Origin of the sequence: Nitratireductor aquimarinus (assembly GCF_017255295.1) — a bacterium.
GTDB classification, from domain to species: Bacteria; Pseudomonadota; Alphaproteobacteria; order Rhizobiales; family Rhizobiaceae; genus Nitratireductor; species Nitratireductor aquimarinus.
Genome location: NZ_JAFKDE010000004.1, coordinates 57,790 through 79,915 on the forward strand (window position 1 = coordinate 57,790; position 22,126 = coordinate 79,915).

Genomic DNA, 22,126 nt, shown 5'->3' on the forward strand with positions numbered 1-22,126 from the left:
ACTCGATCTTGATTTATATTACGTCAGGAACCTAGGGTCAGGCCCCATTAATATGGAGGCTCGCCGCTCATGACCAAATCCATCATTTCCGCGTTGCAGATCGGCTCATCACCAGCCGGAAAGGCTGAGACGCTGTCAGCGATCCTGAGCCATGAACAGGAGATCCGCAGCACCGGCGCAAACCTTGTCGTCATGCCGGAAGCCGTGCTTGGCGGATATCCAAAGGGAGAGACATTCGGCACCCGGCTTGGCTACCGGCTTCCGCAGGGGCGCGAGGCCTTTGCCGCCTATTACGAAAATGCCATCGAGCTGCCCGGCCCGGAGACGGAAGAACTGGCCGGCCTCTCAGCCCGCACCGGGGCAAATCTGGTTGTCGGCGTCATCGAGCGTGGCGGCAACACGCTTTACTGCACGGCCCTGTTCTTCACCCCCGAAGAAGGGCTGGTCGCAAAACACCGCAAGCTGATGCCGACCGGAACCGAAAGACTGATCTGGGGTCAGGGTGACGGGTCCACCATGCCGGTCATCGACACTGGCGCAGGACGCATCGGCGCGGCGATCTGCTGGGAAAACCACATGCCGCTTCTGCGGACAGCCCTTTACGCCAAGGGGATCGAGATCTGGTGCGCGCCGACCGTGGACGAACGCGATGTCTGGCAGGCTTCAATGCGCCACATCGCCCATGAAGGGCGTTGCTTCCTTGTCAGCGCCTGCCAGTATCAGCCATCCCCGAAAGAGCTGGGCGTAACCGTCGAAGACTGGGACGATGCGCGCCCGTTGATCAATGGCGGAAGCGTGATCGTCGGCCCTCTGGGCGATGTTCTGGCTGGCCCGCTCACGGGGCGCGAGGGGCTGGTAACGGCCGAAATCGACCGCGCCGAGCTTGACCGCGCACGCTACGATTTCGACGTGGTCGGCCATTACGCAAGACCGGATGTCTTCAGCCTCAACGTGGATGAACGGCCAAAGGCGACGGTGCGGTTTACCGGTTGACCTGATGGGTCGAAAGAGCCGACACCCGCAACCGCTGCCGGCTCATACACCAGCGCCGGGACGAGAGGAGCAGATGGCCAGTTTCGAATTCTACGGCGTGATCGTGGCTGCCGCTCTCCTCGCCACGCTGGTGGGGATCGGGTTTCATTCAATCATTGCGGAGCCATCCGAAGACCGAAGCTCCAGAGCACTCGCCGCCGCGATAGCCGTCGGCGTGGTGGTTCTGGGATCGATTGCGCTCGTGTTCGTGTAGAAGTGGCGTCGCCGGCCACGCGCGGCGAACGCCTGCCTCATCAAAATGCCTTGCCCATCCGGAAGAATAGCCGCGCGCCCGGATCTTCCTGCTCCTCCGGCCTGGTCCAGGGCAGTGCTGCGCCCACTTCAAACAACAGGCTCTCATTCAGCACGCCGCCCATGGTGAGACCATAAGAGCCCAGTCCCTGCTGCACGAGCACATCGCCCGTCCCGTGGTTCCACGCCGAAGCGTAATCGGCAAAAGCCGTGAAGGACAGGAACGGCAGCGCCGAGAGCCCCGTATCCACCCGGTGGCCAAGCTCCACCGCCGCCGCAGCCACACTGTCGCCCATCAGGGCGCCTGCATCGAAGGCACGCCCATAGGCCTGCCCGCCCAGCGCGAATTGAACGGAGGCCGGCAATGCCGTTGGTGAATACTGGCCGGCAGCGCGAACACGAAAGCTGAAATGCTCACCCAGCGGGCGGGAATAATCCATCGAGCCGCGCAGATAGTGATAACTCCCCGGCACATCGCCAAGATCGAGATCGGAAACCACACCGAAATTGATCCCGGCCTCGGCGGAGAGCGAACCTTCACCCAGAACGCGGTCATAGGTCAGGGAAAACCCTGCCCGGCGCACACGGCTGCGCGAGACCGGCATCCCCATCACATCCACATGATCGTTGTGAATGACGACCTCGGCCCGCCCGACAAGGCTCTGCTGCAGGCTTCGCAGGAATGGGAAAGAAAGATAGCCCGTGCCGATCACCGATGCGATGCGGATATCCTGCGCACTGAGATCACCGCCCGGTTTCTGACCGATATAGGCAAGGCTGTAGCCTGCCTTCAGGCCATCATGGCCTATCGGCATGTCCTGTGCGAGCTGAAGAAAGACCATTTCCTGCGGATTGTCGGGAATGGTGAGCCCCAGAAGACTCGTCGTTTCAAAACGACCGAACAGATCGTTGAACTCTGCACTGGCGAGCAGTTCCAGCGGCCCGACACTGCTCGACCCATAATTATCAAGAGAAATGACACCGGAGCGTGGCGAAAAGCCGACCTTGAGCTTCAGGAGACCACCGGCGCTCGGTGTTTCAGGGCGTACGAACGTGCCCTCGATCTCCAGCCCGCCCAGATCACTCATCAGAAGGAGAACCCGCTCCGCCTCTTTCACGCGGATCGGCTGCATGGCGAGAATACGATCGATATAAGGCGCCAGACGCTGCTCGATCCCGGGCAGATCGCTCGTGATCTCCACGCGCTGCACATAACCTTCATAGACCTGCAGGCGTACGCGCCCGGAGGCGAAATCCTGCACCGGTACGACGGTCATGGAGTAATAGCCGGCGGCGAGATAGGCCGCATCCACCGCATCGGCAATCCGGTAAAGCTCGGCCATGGAGATGGTCTTGCCAAGCTGGTCCTGCCAGATTGGAGCCAGCGCTTCCAGCGGCAGGCTGCGCGCGCCATCAACACTGACCGAGCGAAGTTGAATGCGCACGCCTTCCGCATCGGCATCGGAAACGCGTTTGCGCTGATCTTCAACCCTGATGTCCACCGTGCCCAGCGCCTGAGGCGGGGTGAAACGCTGCAGAATGACCGTTTGGCCGGCAACCGTGCGTTCAACCGGCGTTGACTGGGCGAAAGCCGTCTGCGGCATCAGCACCGCAGACAGGAGTAAAGCCGCAAGAAATGCGTGACGGCTCCTGCCACGCACTGAAGACATCGCCTGCATTTCGTTCAACGCTTCCAATTATTCGGCGGGGGTCATGGAGAAGGGATGTCCCAGCGCCACCGAGACCGCATCAAAAATACGGGAGGCAGGCGACGAGCAGCTCACATCGGTCGGGTTGTCCGGCAGCACATCTTCATCCGCGCAATCGCCCGAGCGGATGTCGCTGTTGCCCTGAACGACGACCGTGATGTCATGCGCCGTATTATAGAAGAGCGTCGTGTTGTAGCCCGGAAGCTCACCGGTATGGCCAACCCAGCCGCCCGTGCAGCCCATGCCGATGCCGTAGCCCATGGGTTCGGGGAACGAGCGCAGACGAACCTCCTGCGCCTCTTCTCCCAAAAGCCCCTGCCCCGTGCCCAGGGCACGCCCATAAGTGAGGAGATCGTCGAGGTTCGAGATCATTTCACCAGCGGTCCAGCCCCAGGACGGGTTCCAGTGCGTCGCGTTGGAAGGGTTCTCCGGCGTCGCCGCATTGCCCTGCAGGGTAAAGCCCTGCGGGAAGGGTTCAGGGATCTCCGTGCTGTCGCCCGGCCAGACCGTATTCTTCAGACCCAGCTTGTCGAACACCATGGTCTTCAGGGCTTCGGCGATGGGCATCCCGGTCACCTGTTCGATGACCATCCCCAGAAGAACCGTGTTGGTGTTGGAGTAGTCGAAGGCCTCGCCCGGCTCGAACACCGGCGAATCGGGAATGGCGAAAGCCAGAAGCTGCTCGGGCTTGTAGACCACCTGCGGATGCTCAAGGAAAACCTCCAGAAAAGGCTCGGCCCGCGTGTAGCTGGAAACGCCACTGGTCATGTTGGCCAGATGACGAAGCGTGATCTTGTCGCCATTCGGAACGCCCGGCACATAGGTCTCGATCCTGTCGTCGAGGGAGAGCTTTCCCGCTTCCACGAGCTGCATCAACAGCGTGCCGGTGAAGGTCTTGGTGATCGAACCGATGCGGGTGTGCATGCCCACTTCCATCGGAGCACCGGTTGCGGGATCGGCCACGCCCCATGCCCCGCTCCAGTGCCCCTCAGGCGTGCGCACGCCAACGATGAAGCCCGGCGCTGCGGCTTTGCCCAGCGCATCGCGAACCGCCGCATCGAGCTTTTGCGCAAGTGCGTCCGGCAGCGGCGTCTGCGTCATTGCGGCGGTAGGCGCTGCAGCGATGACGGCAGCCGGATCGGCGACACAGGCCTGCGCCGCCGCGGCCCCGGCGGAAGCGCACAGCGCTGCACCTGCCGTTGCCGCGAGCAGCGTTGCACGCCCCGTGATCTTTTTGGAGATGCCGGATTTCGTCATGTTGCTCTGCCCCTTGATGTGCGAAACGGCCCCGTCCGTCTTGCCAGAGGGGCTCGGCTCCACCAGTCTGAATCGGGTTTCGGTATGACGCGGGCTCGCCGGCAAACAAAGTGATGAAACGGTTCAATTTTGGTATAAAACCATCCCCGGACACGTGAAATCGGCGATGCGCGGATTCGCTTCTGAAGGGCGAGCATGACCAGCGCCAGAAGACAGGCAACTTATTGACACAGGTCGAACTCGACATCGCTGGCGGCGCGCTGCGGCGGGAGGGCGAAACCCTGCCATTGCGCCCGAAGACCCTGGCCGTTCTTCTTGCGCTCATCGAGCGGCAGGGCGAGACGGTCAGTCAGGACGAGTTGCGCCGTCTGATATGGGGAAACCGGCACGGCAGCGATGCCGGCCCGAAACAGTGCATCCGGGAGTTGCGCCGCCTTCTGGGCGACAGCGCCACCGCCCCCCGCTTCATTGAGACGGTTGGTCGCTACGGCTACAGGCTCTCCGGGCAAATCGACATTCCCGGCGCGAACACACCTTCCCCTTCCAGCGAACGTCCCCTATGCGTGGGGCGCGAACGAGAACTGGAAGCACTCACCAAAAGCCTGACCGCCGCCCGCCGCGGCAATCGCGCCATCGCGCTGATCGCCGGAGAGAGCGGAGCCGGCAAGACGCGCCTCGTCGACAGTTTTCTGGCCACCCTGACCGGCGCAGCCCCGGCCATGTGGATCGCGCATGGCCAGTGCCTGCCGCATCCGGGCGCCCGCGAGCCCTACGGCCCATTGCTCGAAATCCTCTCGCAGATCGTCAATGCCCGCCCCGTCGCAAACCTGCCGCGCCTCCTGCGTGAAACGGCCCCCACCTGGCTGGGGCATCTGCCCGGAGCCGATCACGGCCACGACCCGGCAACGTTCGACCCCGGCCAGAAATTCGGCCCCGACCGTCCGGACCCGATGCCGCGCGAATTCACGCTTCTCATGGAGCGGATCACCCGCGAACAGCCGGGCATACTGGTTCTGGAGGATCTGCACTGGTCCGACCAGAGCACACTCGCCTGGCTCTGCGCCTGGGGGCTGCAGCGCACACCCGCGCGCCTGATGGTGCTCGTCACCTATCGTTTCGATGAGGTGGATACTGCGGACGAACTCGCCACGACACTCAGCCACCTGAACCGGCAACCGGGCATCCAGACGCTGGCTCTGGAGGGGCTTGGCGCAGAAGCCGTGCATGACTATCTGGCGCAGCGCTTTCCCGGCAACGCGTTTCCGCCCTCGCTCGCTGCCGCTCTGGCCCACCGCACGGAAGGTCACGCCATCCTCGTCGAAGCGGTCACGGAGCAATGGCTGCGGAATGGCGATATCGGTCGGGCGGCCGGACGCTGGCAGTTGAACCGCCCCGAGAAAGAACTGGTTCTGGCAATCGCCCCCGGCGTGCGTGACGTGATTTCAGCAGAAATTGGCCGCCTCACACCGGCCGAGCGCCAGCTTCTGGAAGCTGCAAGCGTCGCCGGACCACGTTTCTCTGCCGCTGCCATGGCCGACACGCGGGAAGCACGGGAAGACGTCGAACACAGGCTGGAGAACCTTGCCCGCAATCGCCGCTTCATTGAACAGGCCGGCGTGAGCCAACAGCCCGATGGCACGCTCGCCACGCGCTATGCCTTCCGGCATGCGCTTTATCATGAAGCGATCTATGACGGCATCCCCGCCGCCATCCGGCAGGGCCTGCACCAGCGCATCGGCGACCGGCTCGAGACCATCTTTGCATCCGACACTGCCGAAGTGGCGACAACGCTTGCAGACCATTTCGAGCGCGCGGCAGACTGGCTGAAGGCAGCCCGGTATCGCGGGCTCTCCGGCATACGCGCGCTTGATCGCGGCGCAGCCCATGACGCCGCCACGCAGCTTCGTCAGACGCTTGCGCTTCACGAACGCTGTCCGGATGCCGACAGAAGCCAGAGCTCAGCCGAACTCAGGACACTTCTCGGCCTCGGCGCGGCGCTGATCGTCTCCGAGGGTTTTACGCGCGAAGAACTCAGGGCCGTCTACAAACGCGCCAGCACGCTCGCCCTTGAGGTTGGCGACCCTGCCGAAATCGCCCCGGTTCTGGCCGGCATGTGGAACTACCATCTCTCGCGCGCAGAATTCGGCAAGGCCGAAGAGATCGCCCTCGGTCTTCGCAACCTTTCAGCAAACGTCCCCGTGCAGATCGCCATGGCAACGCACAACGCCATTGGTCAGACCGCGTTTTTCACTGGATCCCTTGCGGCCAGCCTGCCTGAGATCGATGCTGCATTGTCCCTGCATGAGGGTGCCGAAGAGGAAGCCGGCGACACGCTGCTCGGCGAAAATGCGGGCATTGTCTGCCGACAATACGCCGCCTGCGTGCAGCAAATTCTCGGAAATGATGCAGAGGCCGACGCGCATTTGACGGCGGGCATGCGCGAAGCCGAAGCGCTCGATCAACCGTTCGGACAGGCCCAGATGTTCTGGGCAGGCGCGATCATTGCCCACGAGCGTGGCGATGCGGCGCTCACGCTGGAGCGCGCGCAGCGCATGATCGAGACCTGCCGGCGCGCCGACATTCCCTACTGGATCCCTCCAGGAAACATGCTGGCTGGATGGGCGCGCGCAATGCTCGGAGACCCCGCAGGCGAGGAGCAGCTGCGCAATGGCCTCACCGCCTATGAGGCGATGAACGCGCGCCTGACCCTGCCCTATGGTCTGGGGCTATTTGCCGAAGTTCTACTCCACGACGGCAGGATCTCCGACGCGCTCAACACGCTCCGCCGCGCGCTGCGCCTCGTTCGCTCCACCGGCGAGTGCTGGTATGAAGCCGAGCTTCACCGCCTCTGGGCGAAGCTGGCGCAGCAGACAGGACGGCCCAAGAACGCGCAACGCGCCCTCGAAAGAGCGCTCAACATTGCCCGTCGTCAGGGCGCAATCGCCTTTGAGAAGCAGGCTTTGGCGCAACTGGCGGAAATCAGCCTGAAAGCCTAGCCAGCGTTGATGCGGGATTATGCGCAGGCAGCGCGCAGACCGTCGCCCGGACCAAGAAAATCGGGCACGCAGATCCGATTGCGCCCGTTGCGCTTTGCCCGGTAGAGCTGGCTGTCCGCAATCGTCATAAGCAACGAGAAGTCAGCCCTGCTTTCCGCAAAGGCCACACCGATGCTCACGCTTAGCGGCACGACCATGTCAGACGGCGTGCGCAGCCCCAGCCGCTCGATATCGGCGCGCACCTTCTCAGCAAGCTGCACCCCGTCATCAAAAGAAGCGGCTTCAACAAACACACCGAATTCCTCACCACCGATGCGCGCCGCAAGCCCGGTCTCGCCAACCACGTTTCGGATAACGCTGGCAATGGCGCAAAGCGCCTGATCGCCGACCAGATGACCGTGCGTGTCATTGATGTTCTTGAAGTCATCCGCATCAATGACCAGCAGAACCCCGCCTGCCCCGCGCTGACCGATCTCATCCAGATCGGTGACAAACGAGCTGCGGTTCAGCAATCTCGTCATCCCGTCCGTGCGCGCGGCAATGGCCAGTTCGTCATATACATCGGCAAGCTCTGTGTGCGCCGCTTCCAGCTGCGCATGCGCAAGCGCGATCCGGTGGTTCTGGTAGAATGTGTAGGTGCACGTGGGAAATGCGATCAAAAGCGGACACAGAATGCTCATGATCACCGGAAACCAATTGATCCCGCCGCCAGCCAGGCTGAGCACAGCCCAGCAGATCACCAGCGAGGCGATGATGGACATAAAAGTGGCGACTGCCGCTTTGAACAATACGAGCTTCATGCCCGCGGCGATTATCAGCGCATGTGTTGCGAGCCGGTTAAGAACGCAAACTGCCCACAGGACAAGCGATGGGCCATGCGTCCAGCACGCTTCCCTGCATCAGAACCTGTAGGACGCGCCCAGACGCAGACCGTGCGTTTTCAGCCCGATGCGCGAGGGGTTTGCGCCATCGTTGAAAACACGGCGACCAAAATCGCTGTAGCGATACTCACTTTTCAGAATGAGCCTGTTTCCCACGGCAAAGTCGACGCCGCCACCCAGCGTCCAGCCGACATGGATTTTCCGTCCACCCGGATCGAACACACCGTTGCCATGCATTCCCACAAAGCGCACGTCAGCGATTGCCGGACCAGCCGCAAGATAGGGCATGCGCCGATCCACCACATAACCGAGCCGTCCGCGCAGCGCCGCTATCCAGTCGAGCCGGGAACGCGCGACGTAACCCGGCGAAATCTGAAATCCGCCCCGCGTGTAGAAATGGCTCCTGCCTTCGGCACGCAGCCATGCCCCATCCAGCTCAACGCCGGCAACGACATTGCGGGTGACCTGTCGCTGATAACCCGCATGGAGGCCCGCAAAGAATGCGCTGACATCCGCCCGGGAATGGTCACCGACCGCGTAGGCCTGATGCAGAGCGCCGCGCAAATTTCCCACCTGCACCCCGGCATAAAAGCCATTCCAGTCAGACGCCGTTGAAAAAAACGCCGCGTCGGGTTCGGCGGACAGCGCCCTTGAAAGCGACAGAAAAAGAACCGCCGAAACGAGACATACCGTGCGCATTGTCATGCCTCTCTGCGCGTGCATTCACGACGAGCAAGTGCATGCGCAAAAAATGAAAATTTAGTTGCACGGCAAATTAAGTAGCGTCGCCTCTCCCTCTCTGCTCCGGCCCGGCGCGCGATTTCACACCCACGCGGTGCGGCAAAAGGGAGCGCTGCGCAGGAACCGCTCGTCAGGCTTCGCGCCTGTGGATATGATCGATAATTATTGACTCATACCCAAACGATCATTATCGATCACACCAGGGAGGATAAATTGACAAGTACGCGCCACCGTTTTCCGCAGGAACGCCAGCAGCAGATGATCGACGTGATCGTCGAGCGTAAGCGCGTGGGCACGGCCGAGCTTGCCAAACTCCTCAAGATTTCACTGCCGACGGTTCGCCGTGACCTGACGGTCCTGGAGCAGGCCGGCATCGTTGCCAGAACCCATGGCGGCGTGGTCGCGCGCGGCATTGGCGAGGGCGACACCGAACCGCTCTTCCTGGAGAAGGTGCGCCACCATCAGACACTCAAGCAGCGTATCGGCCAGAAGGCCGCCGCCAGCATTGAAGACGGTCAGGTGGCGCTGCTCGATTCCGGCACCACGGCGCTGGCCACCGCTCACGCATTGGCGGGAAGGCGCATCACCGTGGTGACGATGGACATAAAAGTCGCCGAGGCAGCCGCCGTCGGGCCAACCGAGGTCCACATCGTCGGTGGGCGTGTGAGAAATGGCTATTTCAGCCTGGTCGGCAACTGGGCGAAGACCGCGCTCGCCACCATTCAGGCCGACATCTGCTTCATCGCCGCCGACGCCATCGATGAAGGCGGCGTGACGACGGCAACCTTCGACGAGGCCGAGACCAAGCGGCTCGCCATGTCACGCGCCAAGCGCACCGTGGTCATCACCGATCACAGCAAATTCGGCAAACGCGTGTTCGCAGAAGTCTGCGGGCTCGACGCCATCGACGAACTCATCACCGACAGGGACGCGGAGGATCTGATTGCGCCCTATCGGAAGCTGATACCGGCCATAACGCTCGCCTGAGGGGGGCGGCCGACAACAAGAAAGAAAGGCACGGAATGTCAAAGTTCAAGCAGCTCTTCGGCGACAGGAAACCCATCATCTCGATGGTGCATCTTCTGCCGATGCCCGGCTCACCGCTCTATGATGCGGATGCCGGCATTGACGGCATTGTCGCCGCAGCGCGCAAGGATCTCACCGCCCTGCAGGAAGCCGATGTCGATGCGGTGATGTTCGGCAATGAGAACGACCGCCCCTATGAGCTCAAGGTCGACATCGCCTCCACCGCCGCCATGGCCTATGTGATCGGCCAGCTGCGCAGCGAGATCAAGAAGCCTTTCGGCGTCAACGTTCTGTGGGATCCGATGAGCACCGTGGCGCTCGCAACGGCAACCGGCGCTTCCTTCGTCCGCGAAATCTTCACCGGCACCTATGCCTCCGACATGGGCCCGTGGACGCCGAATGCCGGCGAGGCGCTGCGCTACCGCAACCGCCTTGGCCGTGACGATCTGGTGATGCTCTACAACGTGTCGGCCGAATTCGCCGATTCCATGGACAAGCGCCCGCTGGCCGACCGCGCCCGCTCTGCCGTCTTCTCCTCCATTCCCGACGCCGTCCTCGTTTCGGGCGCCATCACCGGCGAGGCCGCCGAGATGACCGATCTCAAATCGGTCAAGGAAAAGGTCACCGACACACCGGTTCTGGCCAATACGGGCGTTCGCCACAACACCGTGGCCGACATTCTCAAAATCGCCGATGGCTGCATCGTGGGCTCGTCGCTCAAGGTCGACGGCAACACCTGGAACCCGGTCGATCCAGAGCGGGCCAGGGAGTTCATGCAGATCGTAAAAGCCGCCCGCGGCGGCTAACCATCGGGACCTGGGGAGGAAGACCATGGACGCAAGACAGGACACCACAGGCTCACACTTAAAGAGCCTGGGAATATTGACGGCGCTGATATTCGTTGCGCTTGCAATCGCCAGTCCGACATTCCTGTCATCGTCAAACCTCAAATCCATGGGCTTCCAGTTCCCCGAATTCGGGCTTCTGTCCCTTGCAGTCCTGCCGACGATGATTTCCGGTGGCATCGACCTTTCGGTCGTCGCCATCGCCAATCTGGCTTCCATCGTGGCCGCAGTGACCATGAAAGCCGGACCGGAAGTGGCATGGCTCGCCATCCCCGCCGGTCTCGCCGTGGGGCTCGTCTGCGGCGCGTTCAACGGCTTTCTCATCGCCTATCTGCGGCTGCCGCCCATCCTCGCGACGCTCGGCAGCATGCAGCTCTTCGCCGGCATCGGCATCATCATCACGCGCGGCCCGGCCATCACCGGTCTTCCCGACTGGTACACGGCGTTCGGCAACTGGACGATCGGCGGCGTGCTCCCGCTTCCGCTTGTGCTGTTTGCACTGGTCGCCTCGGGCCTTGCCTTCCTTCTGCGCCGCACGCCGGTGGGCATGCGGCTGCGCCTGTTTGGCGCAAACCCGGTCGCCGCCGATTTCGCCGGTGTGCCCGGCAAGAAGCTGATCATCCAGATCTACGCAATCGCCGGCTTTATCGCCGCACTTGCCGGTCTGGTGGTTCTGGCGCGCGTCAACTCGGCCAATGCCGACTATGGCAGCTCCTATCTGCTGCTCGTCATCCTCATCAACATCCTTGCCGGCGTCAGCCCGGCCGGCGGCTTCGGCACCGTCACCGGCGTGGCTCTGGCCGTGATCTGCCTGCAGTTCATCTCCAGCGGGCTCAACATTCTCTCCTTCAGCGCCTTCTCCCGCGACCTCTTCTTCGGCGGCCTGCTCATTGCGGTCATGTCCTATCGCGCGGCTTTCGGTTCCTTCGATGTGAAGGCGTTCTTCAAACGAAAGGCTCACCAATCATGAAAGAGCGTCTCCGCTCCCTGCTCAAAACCCTGATGCTGACACCGGGCCTGTCCGGGCATGAAGACCGCGTGCGCCGCCGCATCGAGAAAGAGCTCGCCGATCTGCCGCTTTCCATGCGCACGGATCGCCTCGGCAATCTGATCGCCACACTGGAAGGTGACGAAGGTGCGCCCTCCGTCATGCTGTTCGCCCACACCGACCAGCTCGGCTTCATGGTGCGCAAGATCGAGGATAACGGTCTGGTGCGCATCGAGCGGCTGGGCGGCATCCCGGAAAAGGCCCTGCCCGCGCAGGCCGTTCTGTTCTGCGTCGGCGAGGGCCGCGATGTGCAGGGCGTCATTGCCAACAAGAGCCATCACGCCACGCCGCCGGAAGAGAAATACAAGGTCACGCCCTATCAGGAAGTGTTCATCGATGTGGGCGCGGAAGACGCCGGGGGCGTCAAGGCGCTGGGCATCGAGATCGGCACGCCGGTGGTCTATGATCCGCGCGTCATTGAACTCAATGAAAACCGCCTGATCGGCACTTCGGTCGATGACCGGGCCGGCTGTGCCGTCATCGTCGAGGTCGCCCGCGCACTCGCCGCGGAAGGCCCGCGCCCCACGGTGCATTTCGTCTTCGCCGTGCTGGAGGAGTTCAATCTTCAGGGCGCAATGGTCGCGGCCCGCGCGATCAACCCCGACATTGCCATCCAGCTCGATCTGGCGCTCAACGCCGACACGCCCGACATGACCCAGCGCGGTGAAGTCGCGCTCGGCAACGGCCCGGCGATGAGCCTCTACTCGTTCCACGGACGCGGCACGCTGAACGGCACGATCCCGCACCCTGCCCTGCCAAAGCTCTTCTCCGACACGGCTTCATCCGAGGGGATCAATCTCCAGCGCACGGCCCACACGGGTGCACTGACCGATTCCTCCTATGTGCAGCTCGTCAATGAGGGCGTGGCCTGTATCGATATGTGCTTCCCCTGCCGCTACACGCACACCTCGCTCGAAATGTGCGACCTGCGCGATCTGGAAGCCCTCACGAAACTGCTGATCGCCGCGATCCGCCGGGTCGACGCCGGTTTCAGCCTCAACCGGGATGACTACACCTGATGGATTGCTACCTCGGCATCGACATCGGAACCTTCGAAACAAAGGGCGTTCTGGCCGACGGTCAGGGACGCATTCTGGCCACGGCAAAGCGACGGCACGACATGATCGTGCCGCAGCCCGGCTGGGCCGAACATGACGCCGAGAAAGACTGGTGGGGGGAGTTCTGCGCCATAAGCAAAGAACTGATCGCCACCACCGGCATCGCCCCCGGCGACATCAAGGCCGTGGCGGCAAGCGGCATCGGCCCCTGCATGCTGCCGGTCGATGAAGACGGCAAGCCGCTGATGAACGCCGTGCTCTATGGCGTCGACACCCGCGCTTCCGAGGAGATCGAGGAACTGACCGCCGAGATCGGCGAGGAGACGCTGCTTGCCGAATGCGGCAACACCCTCACCTCCCAGTCGGTCGGCCCCAAGATCCTGTGGCTGAAGAACAACCGGCCCGAGCTTTATGCCCGCACCCACAAGGTGATGAACTCCTCATCCTTCCTGGTGCACCGGCTGACGGGACGCTTCGTCATCGATCATTATTCCGCGTCTTCCTCAAGCCCGCTCTACGACATCCACACCAACCGGTGGAGCGACCGTTACGCCGACCGCATCATCGCGCCCGAGCGTCTCCCGGAGCTTCTCTGGAGCACCGAGATTGCGGGCCATGTCACGGAACAGGCGGCGAAGGAAACCGGACTTGCACCCGGCACGCCGGTTACGGCGGGCACCATCGATGCGGCGGCGGAGGCCGTCAGCGTCGGTGTTCTGGGAACCGGCGAAATGATGATGATGTATGGCTCGACCATGTTCATCATCCTCGTCACGGATCACCGCGTGGAGGATGGGCGGCTGTGGTATGCGCCATGGCTTTTCAAGGGACAGCACGCCTGCATGTCCGGCACCTCCACCAGCGGCACGCTCACCCGCTGGTTTCAGGAGCAGTTCGCCCGCGAGCTGGATGCCGAGGAGGCGCTGCGGCTGCTCGCCGAAGAGGCGCAGGGCGCGCCGGTCGGCGCAAATGGCATCGTGGTCCTGCCCTATTTCTCCGGCGAACGCACGCCGATCCACGATCCGCATGCGCGCGGCGTCATTTTCGGCCTCGACCTCACCCACACACGGGCAGACATCTATCGCGGTTTCCTTGAGGGCATCGCCTATGGCGTGACGTCGGTGATCGAGACCTATGAGAGCGCCGGCGCAGCGATCGAGCGCATCGCCGCCGTCGGCGGCGGCACCAAGAACGCCGTCTGGTCGCAGGCCATCTCGGATGCGAGCGGCAAGACACAGGACGTCGCCGCCAACACGGTCGGCGCAGCCTTCGGCAACGCATTTCTCGCAGCCGTCGCCGTGGGAGCGGCCGGGCGCGACGATATCCGGCGCTGGAACCCGATGGAGCGGCGCATCGCGCCGCAGGAGGAGAACCGCGCCGTCTATGACGCGCGCTATCGCACATTCAAGGAATTGTACGCCCGCAACAGCGATCTGATGAGGGGAGCGGAACAGCGGACGTCCGATGAAGCCTGACTGACGGCCATCCCGGTCGACGGGGCGCACTGGAAGTGTATCAAGAGGAGGAAAACATGGCTTTGAATTTGAGGAAACTGACCGCCGGCGTGGCGCTCGGCGCCGCGCTGATCGTCGGGGCCGGCGCCGTTACGCACGCGCAGGATGCCAAGCACTCCATCGTGACGGTGGTGAAGCTTTCGGGCATCGCCTGGTTCAACCGCATGGAAGACGGCGTCAATGAATACGCCGCGGAAACCGGCCACGATGCAACGCAGGTTGGACCGGCTTCCGCCGACGCGGCGCTACAGGTGCAGATGATCGAAGACCTGATCGCCAAGAAGGTCGACGCCATCACCGTCGTGCCGAATTCGCCGGAGGCTCTGGAACCGGTTCTCGGCAAGGCGCTCGACGCCGGCATCAAGGTCATCGGCCACGAGGCGTCCAGCCTCCAGAACATCACCTATGACGTGGAAGCCTTCGACAATGCGGCCTATGGCCGTCACCTGATGGAAGCGCTCGCACAGGCCATGGGCGGCGAAGGCGAATATGCCGTGTTCGTCGGCCATCTGACCGCCAAGACCCACAATGAATGGGTCGACGCCGCCATCGAGTACCAGAAAGAAAAATACCCGAACATGACGCTTGTCACCGACAAGCTGGAGAGCAACGAGCAGCAGCAGACCGCCTACCAGAAGACCAAGGAGCTTCTGCGCACCTATCCGAACCTGAGGGGCATTCAGGGCTCGGCAGGCGAAGATGTCGTGGGTGCGGCTCTGGCCGTTGAAGAAGCCGGTCTCGACGGCAAGGTCAAGATCGTCGGCACCAGCCTCGTTTCGGTTGCCGGCCCTTATCTGGAGACCGGCGCCATCGAGATGATCTCCTTCTGGGATCCCGCGAAGGCAGGCATCGCCATGAACAAGGTCGCTTCCATGGCCATCGCAGGTGAAGAGATCACCGATGGCATGGACCTCGGCGTCGAGGGCTACAACGCCATCAAGCTCGACGGCAAGGTGCTCTACGGCCAGGCCTGGGTCGATGTCACCACGGACAACATGAGCGAATACGATTTCTGATCGTAGCGTGTTGACGTGACCGGAAACGAGAGACGCATGGAGCCCGCCTGCGGTCCTGGCATCAGGACCGGCAGCCGTCTGCGCGCCTCTCGATCCAACCGCCGCCGGGCCTTGTCCGCCCGGCGGCCTTGCCTGAACAACAGAGATTTCCCATGAACGACGAAGCGAGCGGAAGCACGCCCATCCTGCAGATGCGGGACATCCGCAAGGCCTACGGGCCGGTGCGCGTGCTCGAAGACGTCAATCTCGAACTGAGCACCGGTGAGGTGCGCTGTCTGGCCGGCGAGAACGGCTCGGGCAAATCGACACTGATCAAGATCCTGTCAGGCGTGGTGAGCGCCGACGCAGGCCAGGTTTCGCTGAACGGCCGCCAGTTGGGCAACGACCCGATGGGCGCCATCACCGCCGGCCTTTCGGTCATCTATCAGGATTTTTCGCTGTTTCCCAATCTGAGCGTCTGGGAGAACATCGGCTTCCTGACCTCGGTTACCTCCGCAGACGTGCTGCACAAACGCAGCGCGCGCCGCAGACTGGCCATCGACACGCTGAAGCGCATGCAGGTGGAGATCGACCCCGACACGCCGGTCGAACTCCTCCCCGTCGCATCCAAACAGCTCGTCGCCATCGCCCGCGCGCTCGCCAACAGGGCGCGCATCATCGTCATGGATGAGCCGACCACCGCGCTGACGCGCAGCGAGGTCGCCCATCTTCTCGAGATCGTCGGCGCACTGAAGAAGGAAGGCGTTTCCTTCCTGTTCGTCAGCCACAAGATCGAAGAGGTTTTCGCCGTCTGCGACACGGTCACCGTGCTGCGCGATGGCTCCGTGGTGGTGGAAGGCCCCATCGGCGAATTCGACACCGAGCGCCTGGTCGAGGCCATGACCGGCCGTTCCGTGGACAGTCAGCGGCTCCCGCGTGAAGAAGGCGCGGTCCAGCGCCCGTTCCTCGCCGCCAGCGGCCTCGGCCGTCGCGGCAATTTCGTCGATGTCGATCTGGAGCTGCGTCCGGGCGAGATCGTCTCCGTGGTCGGCCTTCTCGGCTCCGGCCGAACCGAACTCGCCCAGACCCTGTTCGGCTACATGAAGCCGGATGCCGGGCGCATCGAGATCGATGGCGAGACCGTCACCTTCAAAAGCCAGCACGACGCCATCGAGCGGGGCATCGCCTATGTGCCGGAAGACCGGCTGACGGAAGGTCTCTTCCTCAACCAGTCGATCCGCGACAACATCACCGTCTCCAGCCTGGAAAAGTCGACCCATTTCGGCATCGTCAGCGCCGCAAGCCTGTTGCAGCGGGCACGCGACGCAGTGAAGAATCTCCGGATCAAGACGCCTGACGTCACGCCCGCCGTGGCGACGCTTTCAGGCGGCAACCAGCAGCGCGTCGTGCTGGCGCGCTGGATGGAGATCGATCCCCGGCTTCTCATCCTCAACGGGCCGACGGTCGGCGTCGATGTGGGGTCCAAACGCGAGATCCACGAACTGCTCGTTTCGCTCAGCCGCAGCGGCACGGCGGTCATGGTCGTCACCGACGACATCGCCGAGGCCATCGCTTTGTCCGACCGCATTCTGGTGATGGTGCGCGGGCGCATCACCGCAGGCTTCGACGCCGCGACGGTGGACGAAGACACACTCTACAACGAAGTCATCAGGGAGGACCGGACATGAACGCGCTTGCCCGCATCTTTGCAACCCCGCAGGGCATCGTGTTCCTCGTCGCGGTGCTTTTCGCAGTCGTTCTCGGCCTGCTGAATCCGGCCTTCTTCACGCCCTCCACGCTGATCGACCTTGCCCGCAACGGGCTGGTGACCGGTATTTTCGCGATGGGCGTGATGATGGTCCTGGCCTCCGGCGGCATCGATGTCTCGCACACCGCCATCGGCGCCTTCGCCATGTATGCGACCATGAAGATCGTGCTGGGCATCGATCTCGACCTGCCGATCATCGCCTATTTCGTCATCGCCGCCGCCATTGGCGCGGGGCTCGGGCTCGTCAACGGCCTGCTCATCGGCGGGCTGGGGCTCAACACGCTGATCGTCACGCTCGGCACGCTTTCCTTCTTCCGCGGCGCGCTGCTCACCTTCCTTGGCACCACCTACATCACCTCGGTGCCGCGTGAAGTGATCAATTTCTCCCGCACCATCCTCATCCGCATCGAGAACGCGGTCGGCCAGATGGTGTCGCTTCCCGCCTCCTTCCTCGTGCTCGTGGCGGTCACCATTGCGCTCGCCATCATCATGAACTTCACCCTGTTTGGGCGGAAGGTCTACGCAATCGGTGGTTCGGAAGAAGCAGCCCAGCGCATCGGCATCCGCATCAAGCGGGTCAAGGTGCTGATCTATGTGATCGCCGGCGCGATTGCCGGTCTTGCCGGCATGACGCATGTGACGCTCTCGCGCATGGCCAACCCGTTCGATCTCGTCGGCATGGAGCTGAACGTCATCGCCGCCGTGGTTCTGGGCGGCGCGCGCATCACCGGCGGACACGGTACCGTGCTCGGCACGCTTCTCGGCGTGTTCGTGATCACCATGATCAACACCACGCTGCTGATGGCCGGGGTTCCATCCTACTGGCAGAAATTCGTCATCGGCTGTCTGATCATCGTGGGCACCGGCCTGCCCATCGTCTTCGACCGTCTCGCAAAACACCGCCAGCGCATGGCGCGCCCGCTGGAAGCCTGAACGCAATCCCCTGGGAGGACAAGGCATGAAAAAGATCCTGAACAACCCCGCAGACTATGTCGATGAAATGCTCGAAGGCATGGTCGCTGCCCATCCTGAAACCTATGCGCAGCCGGTGCGCCGCGTGATTGCGCGGGCAGCGGGCGCGAAGAAGGGCAAGGTCGGCATCGTGACGGGCGGCGGCTCCGGCCATCTCCCGATCTTCACCGGATATGTGGGCACCGGCCTGCTCGATGCCTGCGCCATTGGCGACGTGTTTGCCAGCCCCTCCGCCGAGCAGATGGCCGAAGCGATCCGGCTGGCCGATGGCGGCGCGGGCGTGCTGCGCCTTTATGGCAATTACGGCGGCGATGTCATGAATTTCGACATGGCCGGCGAAATGGCCGAGATGGAACACGACATCCGCACCACCACCGTTCTTTTGACGGACGATGTGGTTTCGGCCCCTAAGGAGGAGGCCGAGAAGCGGCGCGGCGTGGCCGGCATGGTCTATGCCTTCAAGATCGCTGGCGCTGCCGCCGAACGCGGCGGCGATCTGGATGAAGTCACCCGCATCGCCCGGAAAACCGCCGATGCCTGCCGCTCCATCGGCATGGCACTGACGCCCTGCACCATCCCGCAGGCAGGCAAGCCGACCTTCGAGATCGGTGAAGCGGAAATGGAAATGGGCATGGGCATCCATGGCGAGCCCGGCATCTGGCGCGACGCGATCAAGCCCGCCGACGAGATTGCAGAAGAGATGCTGGAGCGCCTCATGGCCGACCAGCCTCTGGCAAAGGGCGACCGCATTTCCATTCTCGTGAACTCGCTCGGCGCAACGCCCGCCGAAGAGCTCTACATTCTCTACCGCCACGCAAAGCAAAAGCTTGATGCGCTCGGTGTCGAGATCGTGATGCCGCTGGTTGGCCGCTACGCGACCTCCATGGAGATGACGGGCGCGACCATCACGGTCATCAAGCTGGACGAAGAGCTTGAAACCCTGCTCAAGGCTCCGGCAGACTGCGCCTTCTGGCGCGTATAGGGAGAGGACGCGATGATCGACAGTTCAGCCATCGCGAAAGCATTGAGCGGCATTGCCGCTCACACCGCGACTGCCAGCGAGGAGTTGTGCAGCGCCGACGGCGCACTCGGTGACGGCGATCTCGGCATTACCGTATCCAAGGGGTTTGCCGAAGCCGCAGAAACCGAGCTTCCCGACGATGTGGGCATGGCGCTTTTTGCAGCCGCCAAGGCCTTCCAGCGCGTCTCGTCATCCTCTTATGGAACGCTGCTGGCCACCGGTTTCATGGCTGCCGCGAAGCTGGAGAAGGGAAAGACGGAAATTGCGCCGGACGACATTCCGGTCCTCGTCGCCGCCGCCCGCGACGCCATGATGGCGCGCGGCAAAGGCAATCTCGGCGACAAGACGGTGCTCGACAGCCTCGACGCCATCGCAGAGGCGCTCGAAGGCGCAACGCCGGAAACCATGGTCGACACGGCCATCACCGCCGCCGGCGACGCCGTTGAACAGTTCCGCAACCAGCCCAACAGGCTCGGCCGCGCCCGTATGTTCGGCGAGAAGAGCATCGGACTGGCCGACCCCGGCCAACTGGCCTTTCTGCGCATCGTCGAAGGGCTGAAACACGGCTAAAGCAATTCCAGGAAAAGCGGGAACGCTCTAGCCACATGCCGGCGGTGCGCATCACCGCCGGTTTCCCGGCGACAGGCAAAACTGCCTGCCTCCGCAACACCCTATCCGATAGTGGTGCTGGCTCGGGTTTCGCCATTCAGGCATACTGCCCCTCCTGACTGGTTCATTCCACAGACCAGATCATTGAGGGGCGCATGTGCTTTGTTAAGCGGACATGGCGATTTACCATCAAGGCGATGGTGCTTTTGTTCGCCCATAACCGCCCCTTCCCCATGAGCAATAACCGGCACTTCGGGCAGGTTCGCCAGATCTGCATGCCCGCGAACAAGGTGTGGACGCACAACACGCATTCAGCCGCAATGCATAACGCGCCAGCAGAAATGGGAGGCTAGCATGTCGACGTCGTACGACCAGATTATCGCCCTGATCATCGCGCTCTCCAGCGGAGAAGCAGATGACATGCATTTCCGCACGATCATGGAAGGTGGCGCACAGAAGGCCTATCCGGTCGCGCTTGCGCCATGCCCGCGCCCCCTTGGAAGAACGGAGATCGAAGGCAAAACCATCGTCTGTGGCACGGTGACGGTTCCGGAGGATCACGCGCAGCCCGAAGCGGGAACGCTCGATCTGGTCTTTACGGTTCTGCGCTCCAATTCCTCCTATCCCGCCCCCGATCCCGTCGTGCATCTGCATGGCGGCCCCGGAGCGGGGGTGCTTGGCGGACTACGGAAATTCGCGGAGATATTCGATCCCTGGCGTGACACGCGGGACATCGTGATCTTCGATCAACGCGCCGCCGGTCTCTCGGCGCGTTCCACCACCTGCTATGACGCACTCACCATCAATGTGATCGACATTGCCAAGGAGACAATCACCTCCACCGAAACCGAGGAGGATACGGTGCGGCCATCGAAACTGGTGGCGGACTGTGTGCGGGAACTGCAGGAAGCAGGCGTCGGACTTGAGAACTTCAACACCTATCAGAATGCGCTCGACGTGCGTGCGGTGGTGAAAACGCTCGGATATGAAACCTACAATCTCTACGGCATATCATACGGCACGAAACTCTCACTGGAAGTCATGCGCAGCGCACCGGAAGGACTGCGCTCGGTCATCATCGATGGCGTCGCACCGCCCGCAATCCATCTCTATGACACGCTTGCGGTGCCGGAGCATGAGGCTATTCTCGCCTTCCTGGCGGAATGCAAGGCAGACGAAGCCTGCAACCGGGCTTATCCGGACCTCGGGCAGAAGCTCAACGAAGCCTATGACAACGCTCTTGCCGGCAAGGTCCGGATTCAGGGCGCGACCATGCCGCCACAGATCGTTTCCGTCCTGCTCAGCAAGCGCAACGGGCAGTACGGACAGGGCAGCTACACGGCCTATATACCCGCAGCGATCTATGAGATGGCGCGCGGCGAAGAGATGCCGACGGTGGCCATGCTTGTCGAAAAAGAGCTGAGCTTTCCCCTGCCCGGCGCCACAGACGCCCGCAATGCAGCAAAGAAACTGACAGATGCAGAAGAGCGTCTCGTAAACATCGTGCTGGCCGAAGCGGAAGCGCTGAAAGCAAGCGACAGCGCGCTCGACCTGACCATACAGGAACTCAAGGACGCACTGTTGCGCGACCGCACCTTCGGTCCTCTTGCAGCCCTTTTCGATGAAGAGATGTCAAAGGCGATCGGCCCGCTTACCACCAACCCGGAACGCCTGCGGGCCGCGGTGATCGACTATGCCGCCATGCAGAACGCAACGCCCTCGAAGGATCTTCTGCGCAATTTTGTCAGCCAGTATTTCGATGGCGCGGCGCAGCAACGACTTCAGGCGCTGGTCACGGCAATGTCGGATAGCGAGGTGCAGAAGGCCTTCGACGCCATCAGGGCCGCGACAGCACGTCTGGAGAAGGACATTCTCGGCAGCTCGCACCTGTGGATCTACGCCTGCCAGGAAGACCGGCCCTACAACAGCCTCGAGCGCTACAGGGAGGTAACGGACGGGCTTGAGTACGGGCGCATCATCCGATCAGGCTGGGACAGGATGGCCCAGGATTTCTACACGGTGTGCGAACTCTTCGAACCGCAGCCGCGTGAGGGGTTTCACGACCCGGTCGTCAGCGACATTCCAACCCTCTCAATCGGCTCGACATGGGATGTGCAGACTGCGGCAAGCTGGGCGCAGCTGGCCGCCGAGACGCTGAGCAACAGCCAGTCCTTCATCATTCCCGAAGCCGGACATGGCGCGGTGGTCTATCAGCCCTGCGTCGTGGATATGGGGGTGGCTTTCATCAACGACCCGAGCCGCAAGCTGGACAATAGCTGTGCGGAAAGCGCCAGACCGACATTCTACATTGCTCCCTGGGTAGAAGAAGCTTCGCAAGCGCAGGACCCGTGAGGCGCCAGCATCTCATTCACCTGCGCTTCACAGGGCGTTCATGCGCAGAA

18 protein-coding genes are annotated in these 22,126 nt (G+C 62.7%); 14 read left to right on the top strand and 4 right to left on the bottom strand.

Annotated elements, in window-relative coordinates; translation table 11 throughout:
• Positions 1-69: 69 nt before the first annotated feature.
• Together JYP46_RS07630 and JYP46_RS07635 are read left to right on the top strand one after the other, a co-directional pair.
• The gene (locus JYP46_RS07630; protein WP_206547760.1) at positions 70-993 is read left to right on the top strand and encodes a carbon-nitrogen hydrolase family protein; all 924 of its coding nucleotides are present in this window, start codon (positions 70-72) and stop codon (positions 991-993) included.
• Positions 994-1,066: 73 nt separating this feature from the next.
• Positions 1,067-1,246: a hypothetical protein gene (locus JYP46_RS07635; RefSeq protein WP_206544115.1), complete on the top strand. Its 180-nt coding sequence runs from the start codon at positions 1,067-1,069 to the stop codon at positions 1,244-1,246.
• Positions 1,247-1,286: 40 nt separating this feature from the next.
• Here JYP46_RS07635 and JYP46_RS07640 read toward each other — a convergent pair whose 3' ends face one another.
• The gene (locus JYP46_RS07640) at positions 1,287-2,954 is read right to left on the bottom strand and encodes a ShlB/FhaC/HecB family hemolysin secretion/activation protein (RefSeq protein WP_206547761.1); all 1,668 of its coding nucleotides are present in this window, start codon (positions 2,952-2,954) and stop codon (positions 1,287-1,289) included.
• A gap of 27 nt (positions 2,955-2,981) precedes the next feature.
• A complete protein-coding gene (locus JYP46_RS07645; RefSeq protein WP_206547762.1) occupies positions 2,982-4,250 on the bottom strand; it encodes a serine hydrolase domain-containing protein in 1,269 nt (422 codons plus the stop codon).
• Positions 4,251-4,474: 224 nt separating this feature from the next.
• Here JYP46_RS07645 and JYP46_RS07650 point away from each other — a divergent pair, with 224 nt between their 5' ends.
• Positions 4,475-7,246, top strand: a complete 2,772-nt coding sequence (locus tag JYP46_RS07650) for an AAA family ATPase (protein WP_206547763.1) — start codon at positions 4,475-4,477, stop codon at positions 7,244-7,246.
• Positions 7,247-7,263: 17 nt separating this feature from the next.
• Here JYP46_RS07650 and JYP46_RS07655 read toward each other — a convergent pair whose 3' ends face one another.
• A complete protein-coding gene (locus JYP46_RS07655; RefSeq protein ID WP_244974851.1) occupies positions 7,264-8,007 on the bottom strand; it encodes a GGDEF domain-containing protein in 744 nt (247 codons plus the stop codon).
• Between the two features lie 138 nt (positions 8,008-8,145).
• Positions 8,146-8,832, bottom strand: a complete 687-nt coding sequence (locus tag JYP46_RS07660) for an outer membrane protein (protein ID WP_206547765.1) — start codon at positions 8,830-8,832, stop codon at positions 8,146-8,148.
• Positions 8,833-9,081: 249 nt separating this feature from the next.
• Between JYP46_RS07660 and JYP46_RS07665 the strand changes: the two genes are divergently transcribed.
• The 11 genes from JYP46_RS07665 to JYP46_RS07715 all read left to right on the top strand — a co-directional run bounded on the left by JYP46_RS07665 (position 9,082) and on the right by JYP46_RS07715 (position 22,076).
• Complete coding sequence (locus JYP46_RS07665; RefSeq protein ID WP_206544121.1) at positions 9,082-9,855, top strand: DeoR/GlpR family DNA-binding transcription regulator; 774 nt, start codon at positions 9,082-9,084, stop codon at positions 9,853-9,855.
• Between the two features lie 35 nt (positions 9,856-9,890).
• The gene (locus JYP46_RS07670; protein ID WP_113152834.1) at positions 9,891-10,700 is read left to right on the top strand and encodes a BtpA family protein; all 810 of its coding nucleotides are present in this window, start codon (positions 9,891-9,893) and stop codon (positions 10,698-10,700) included.
• Between the two features lie 25 nt (positions 10,701-10,725).
• A complete protein-coding gene (locus JYP46_RS07675; protein WP_113152835.1) occupies positions 10,726-11,709 on the top strand; it encodes an ABC transporter permease in 984 nt (327 codons plus the stop codon).
• Positions 11,706-12,806 (top strand): M42 family metallopeptidase, encoded by a 1,101-nt coding sequence (locus JYP46_RS07680; RefSeq protein WP_206544122.1) that lies wholly within the window; start codon positions 11,706-11,708, stop codon positions 12,804-12,806. The genes JYP46_RS07675 and JYP46_RS07680 overlap by 4 nt, the downstream gene beginning before the upstream one ends.
• A complete protein-coding gene (locus tag JYP46_RS07685) occupies positions 12,806-14,320 on the top strand; it encodes an FGGY-family carbohydrate kinase (RefSeq protein WP_206547766.1) in 1,515 nt (504 codons plus the stop codon). The genes JYP46_RS07680 and JYP46_RS07685 overlap by 1 nt, the downstream gene beginning before the upstream one ends.
• 56 nt (positions 14,321-14,376) lie before the next feature.
• On the top strand, positions 14,377-15,375 hold the full coding sequence (locus JYP46_RS07690) for an autoinducer 2 ABC transporter substrate-binding protein (protein ID WP_204360835.1): 999 nt from the start codon (positions 14,377-14,379) through the stop codon (positions 15,373-15,375).
• A gap of 152 nt (positions 15,376-15,527) precedes the next feature.
• Positions 15,528-17,042, top strand: a complete 1,515-nt coding sequence (locus JYP46_RS07695; RefSeq protein ID WP_206547767.1) for a sugar ABC transporter ATP-binding protein — start codon at positions 15,528-15,530, stop codon at positions 17,040-17,042.
• Entirely contained in the window at positions 17,039-18,055 is a 1,017-nt protein-coding gene (locus JYP46_RS07700; RefSeq protein ID WP_210344023.1) for an ABC transporter permease, read from the top strand. Before JYP46_RS07695 ends, JYP46_RS07700 begins: the two co-directional genes overlap by 4 nt.
• A 25-nt stretch (positions 18,056-18,080) precedes the next feature.
• The gene (locus JYP46_RS07705; RefSeq protein ID WP_206547768.1) at positions 18,081-19,076 is read left to right on the top strand and encodes a dihydroxyacetone kinase subunit DhaK; all 996 of its coding nucleotides are present in this window, start codon (positions 18,081-18,083) and stop codon (positions 19,074-19,076) included.
• 12 nt (positions 19,077-19,088) lie between these two features.
• Entirely contained in the window at positions 19,089-19,685 is a 597-nt protein-coding gene (locus tag JYP46_RS07710; RefSeq protein ID WP_206547769.1) for a dihydroxyacetone kinase subunit L, read from the top strand.
• A gap of 393 nt (positions 19,686-20,078) precedes the next feature.
• Positions 20,079-22,076, top strand: a complete 1,998-nt coding sequence (locus JYP46_RS07715) for an alpha/beta fold hydrolase (protein WP_206547770.1) — start codon at positions 20,079-20,081, stop codon at positions 22,074-22,076.
• Positions 22,077-22,126 lie beyond the last annotated feature (50 nt).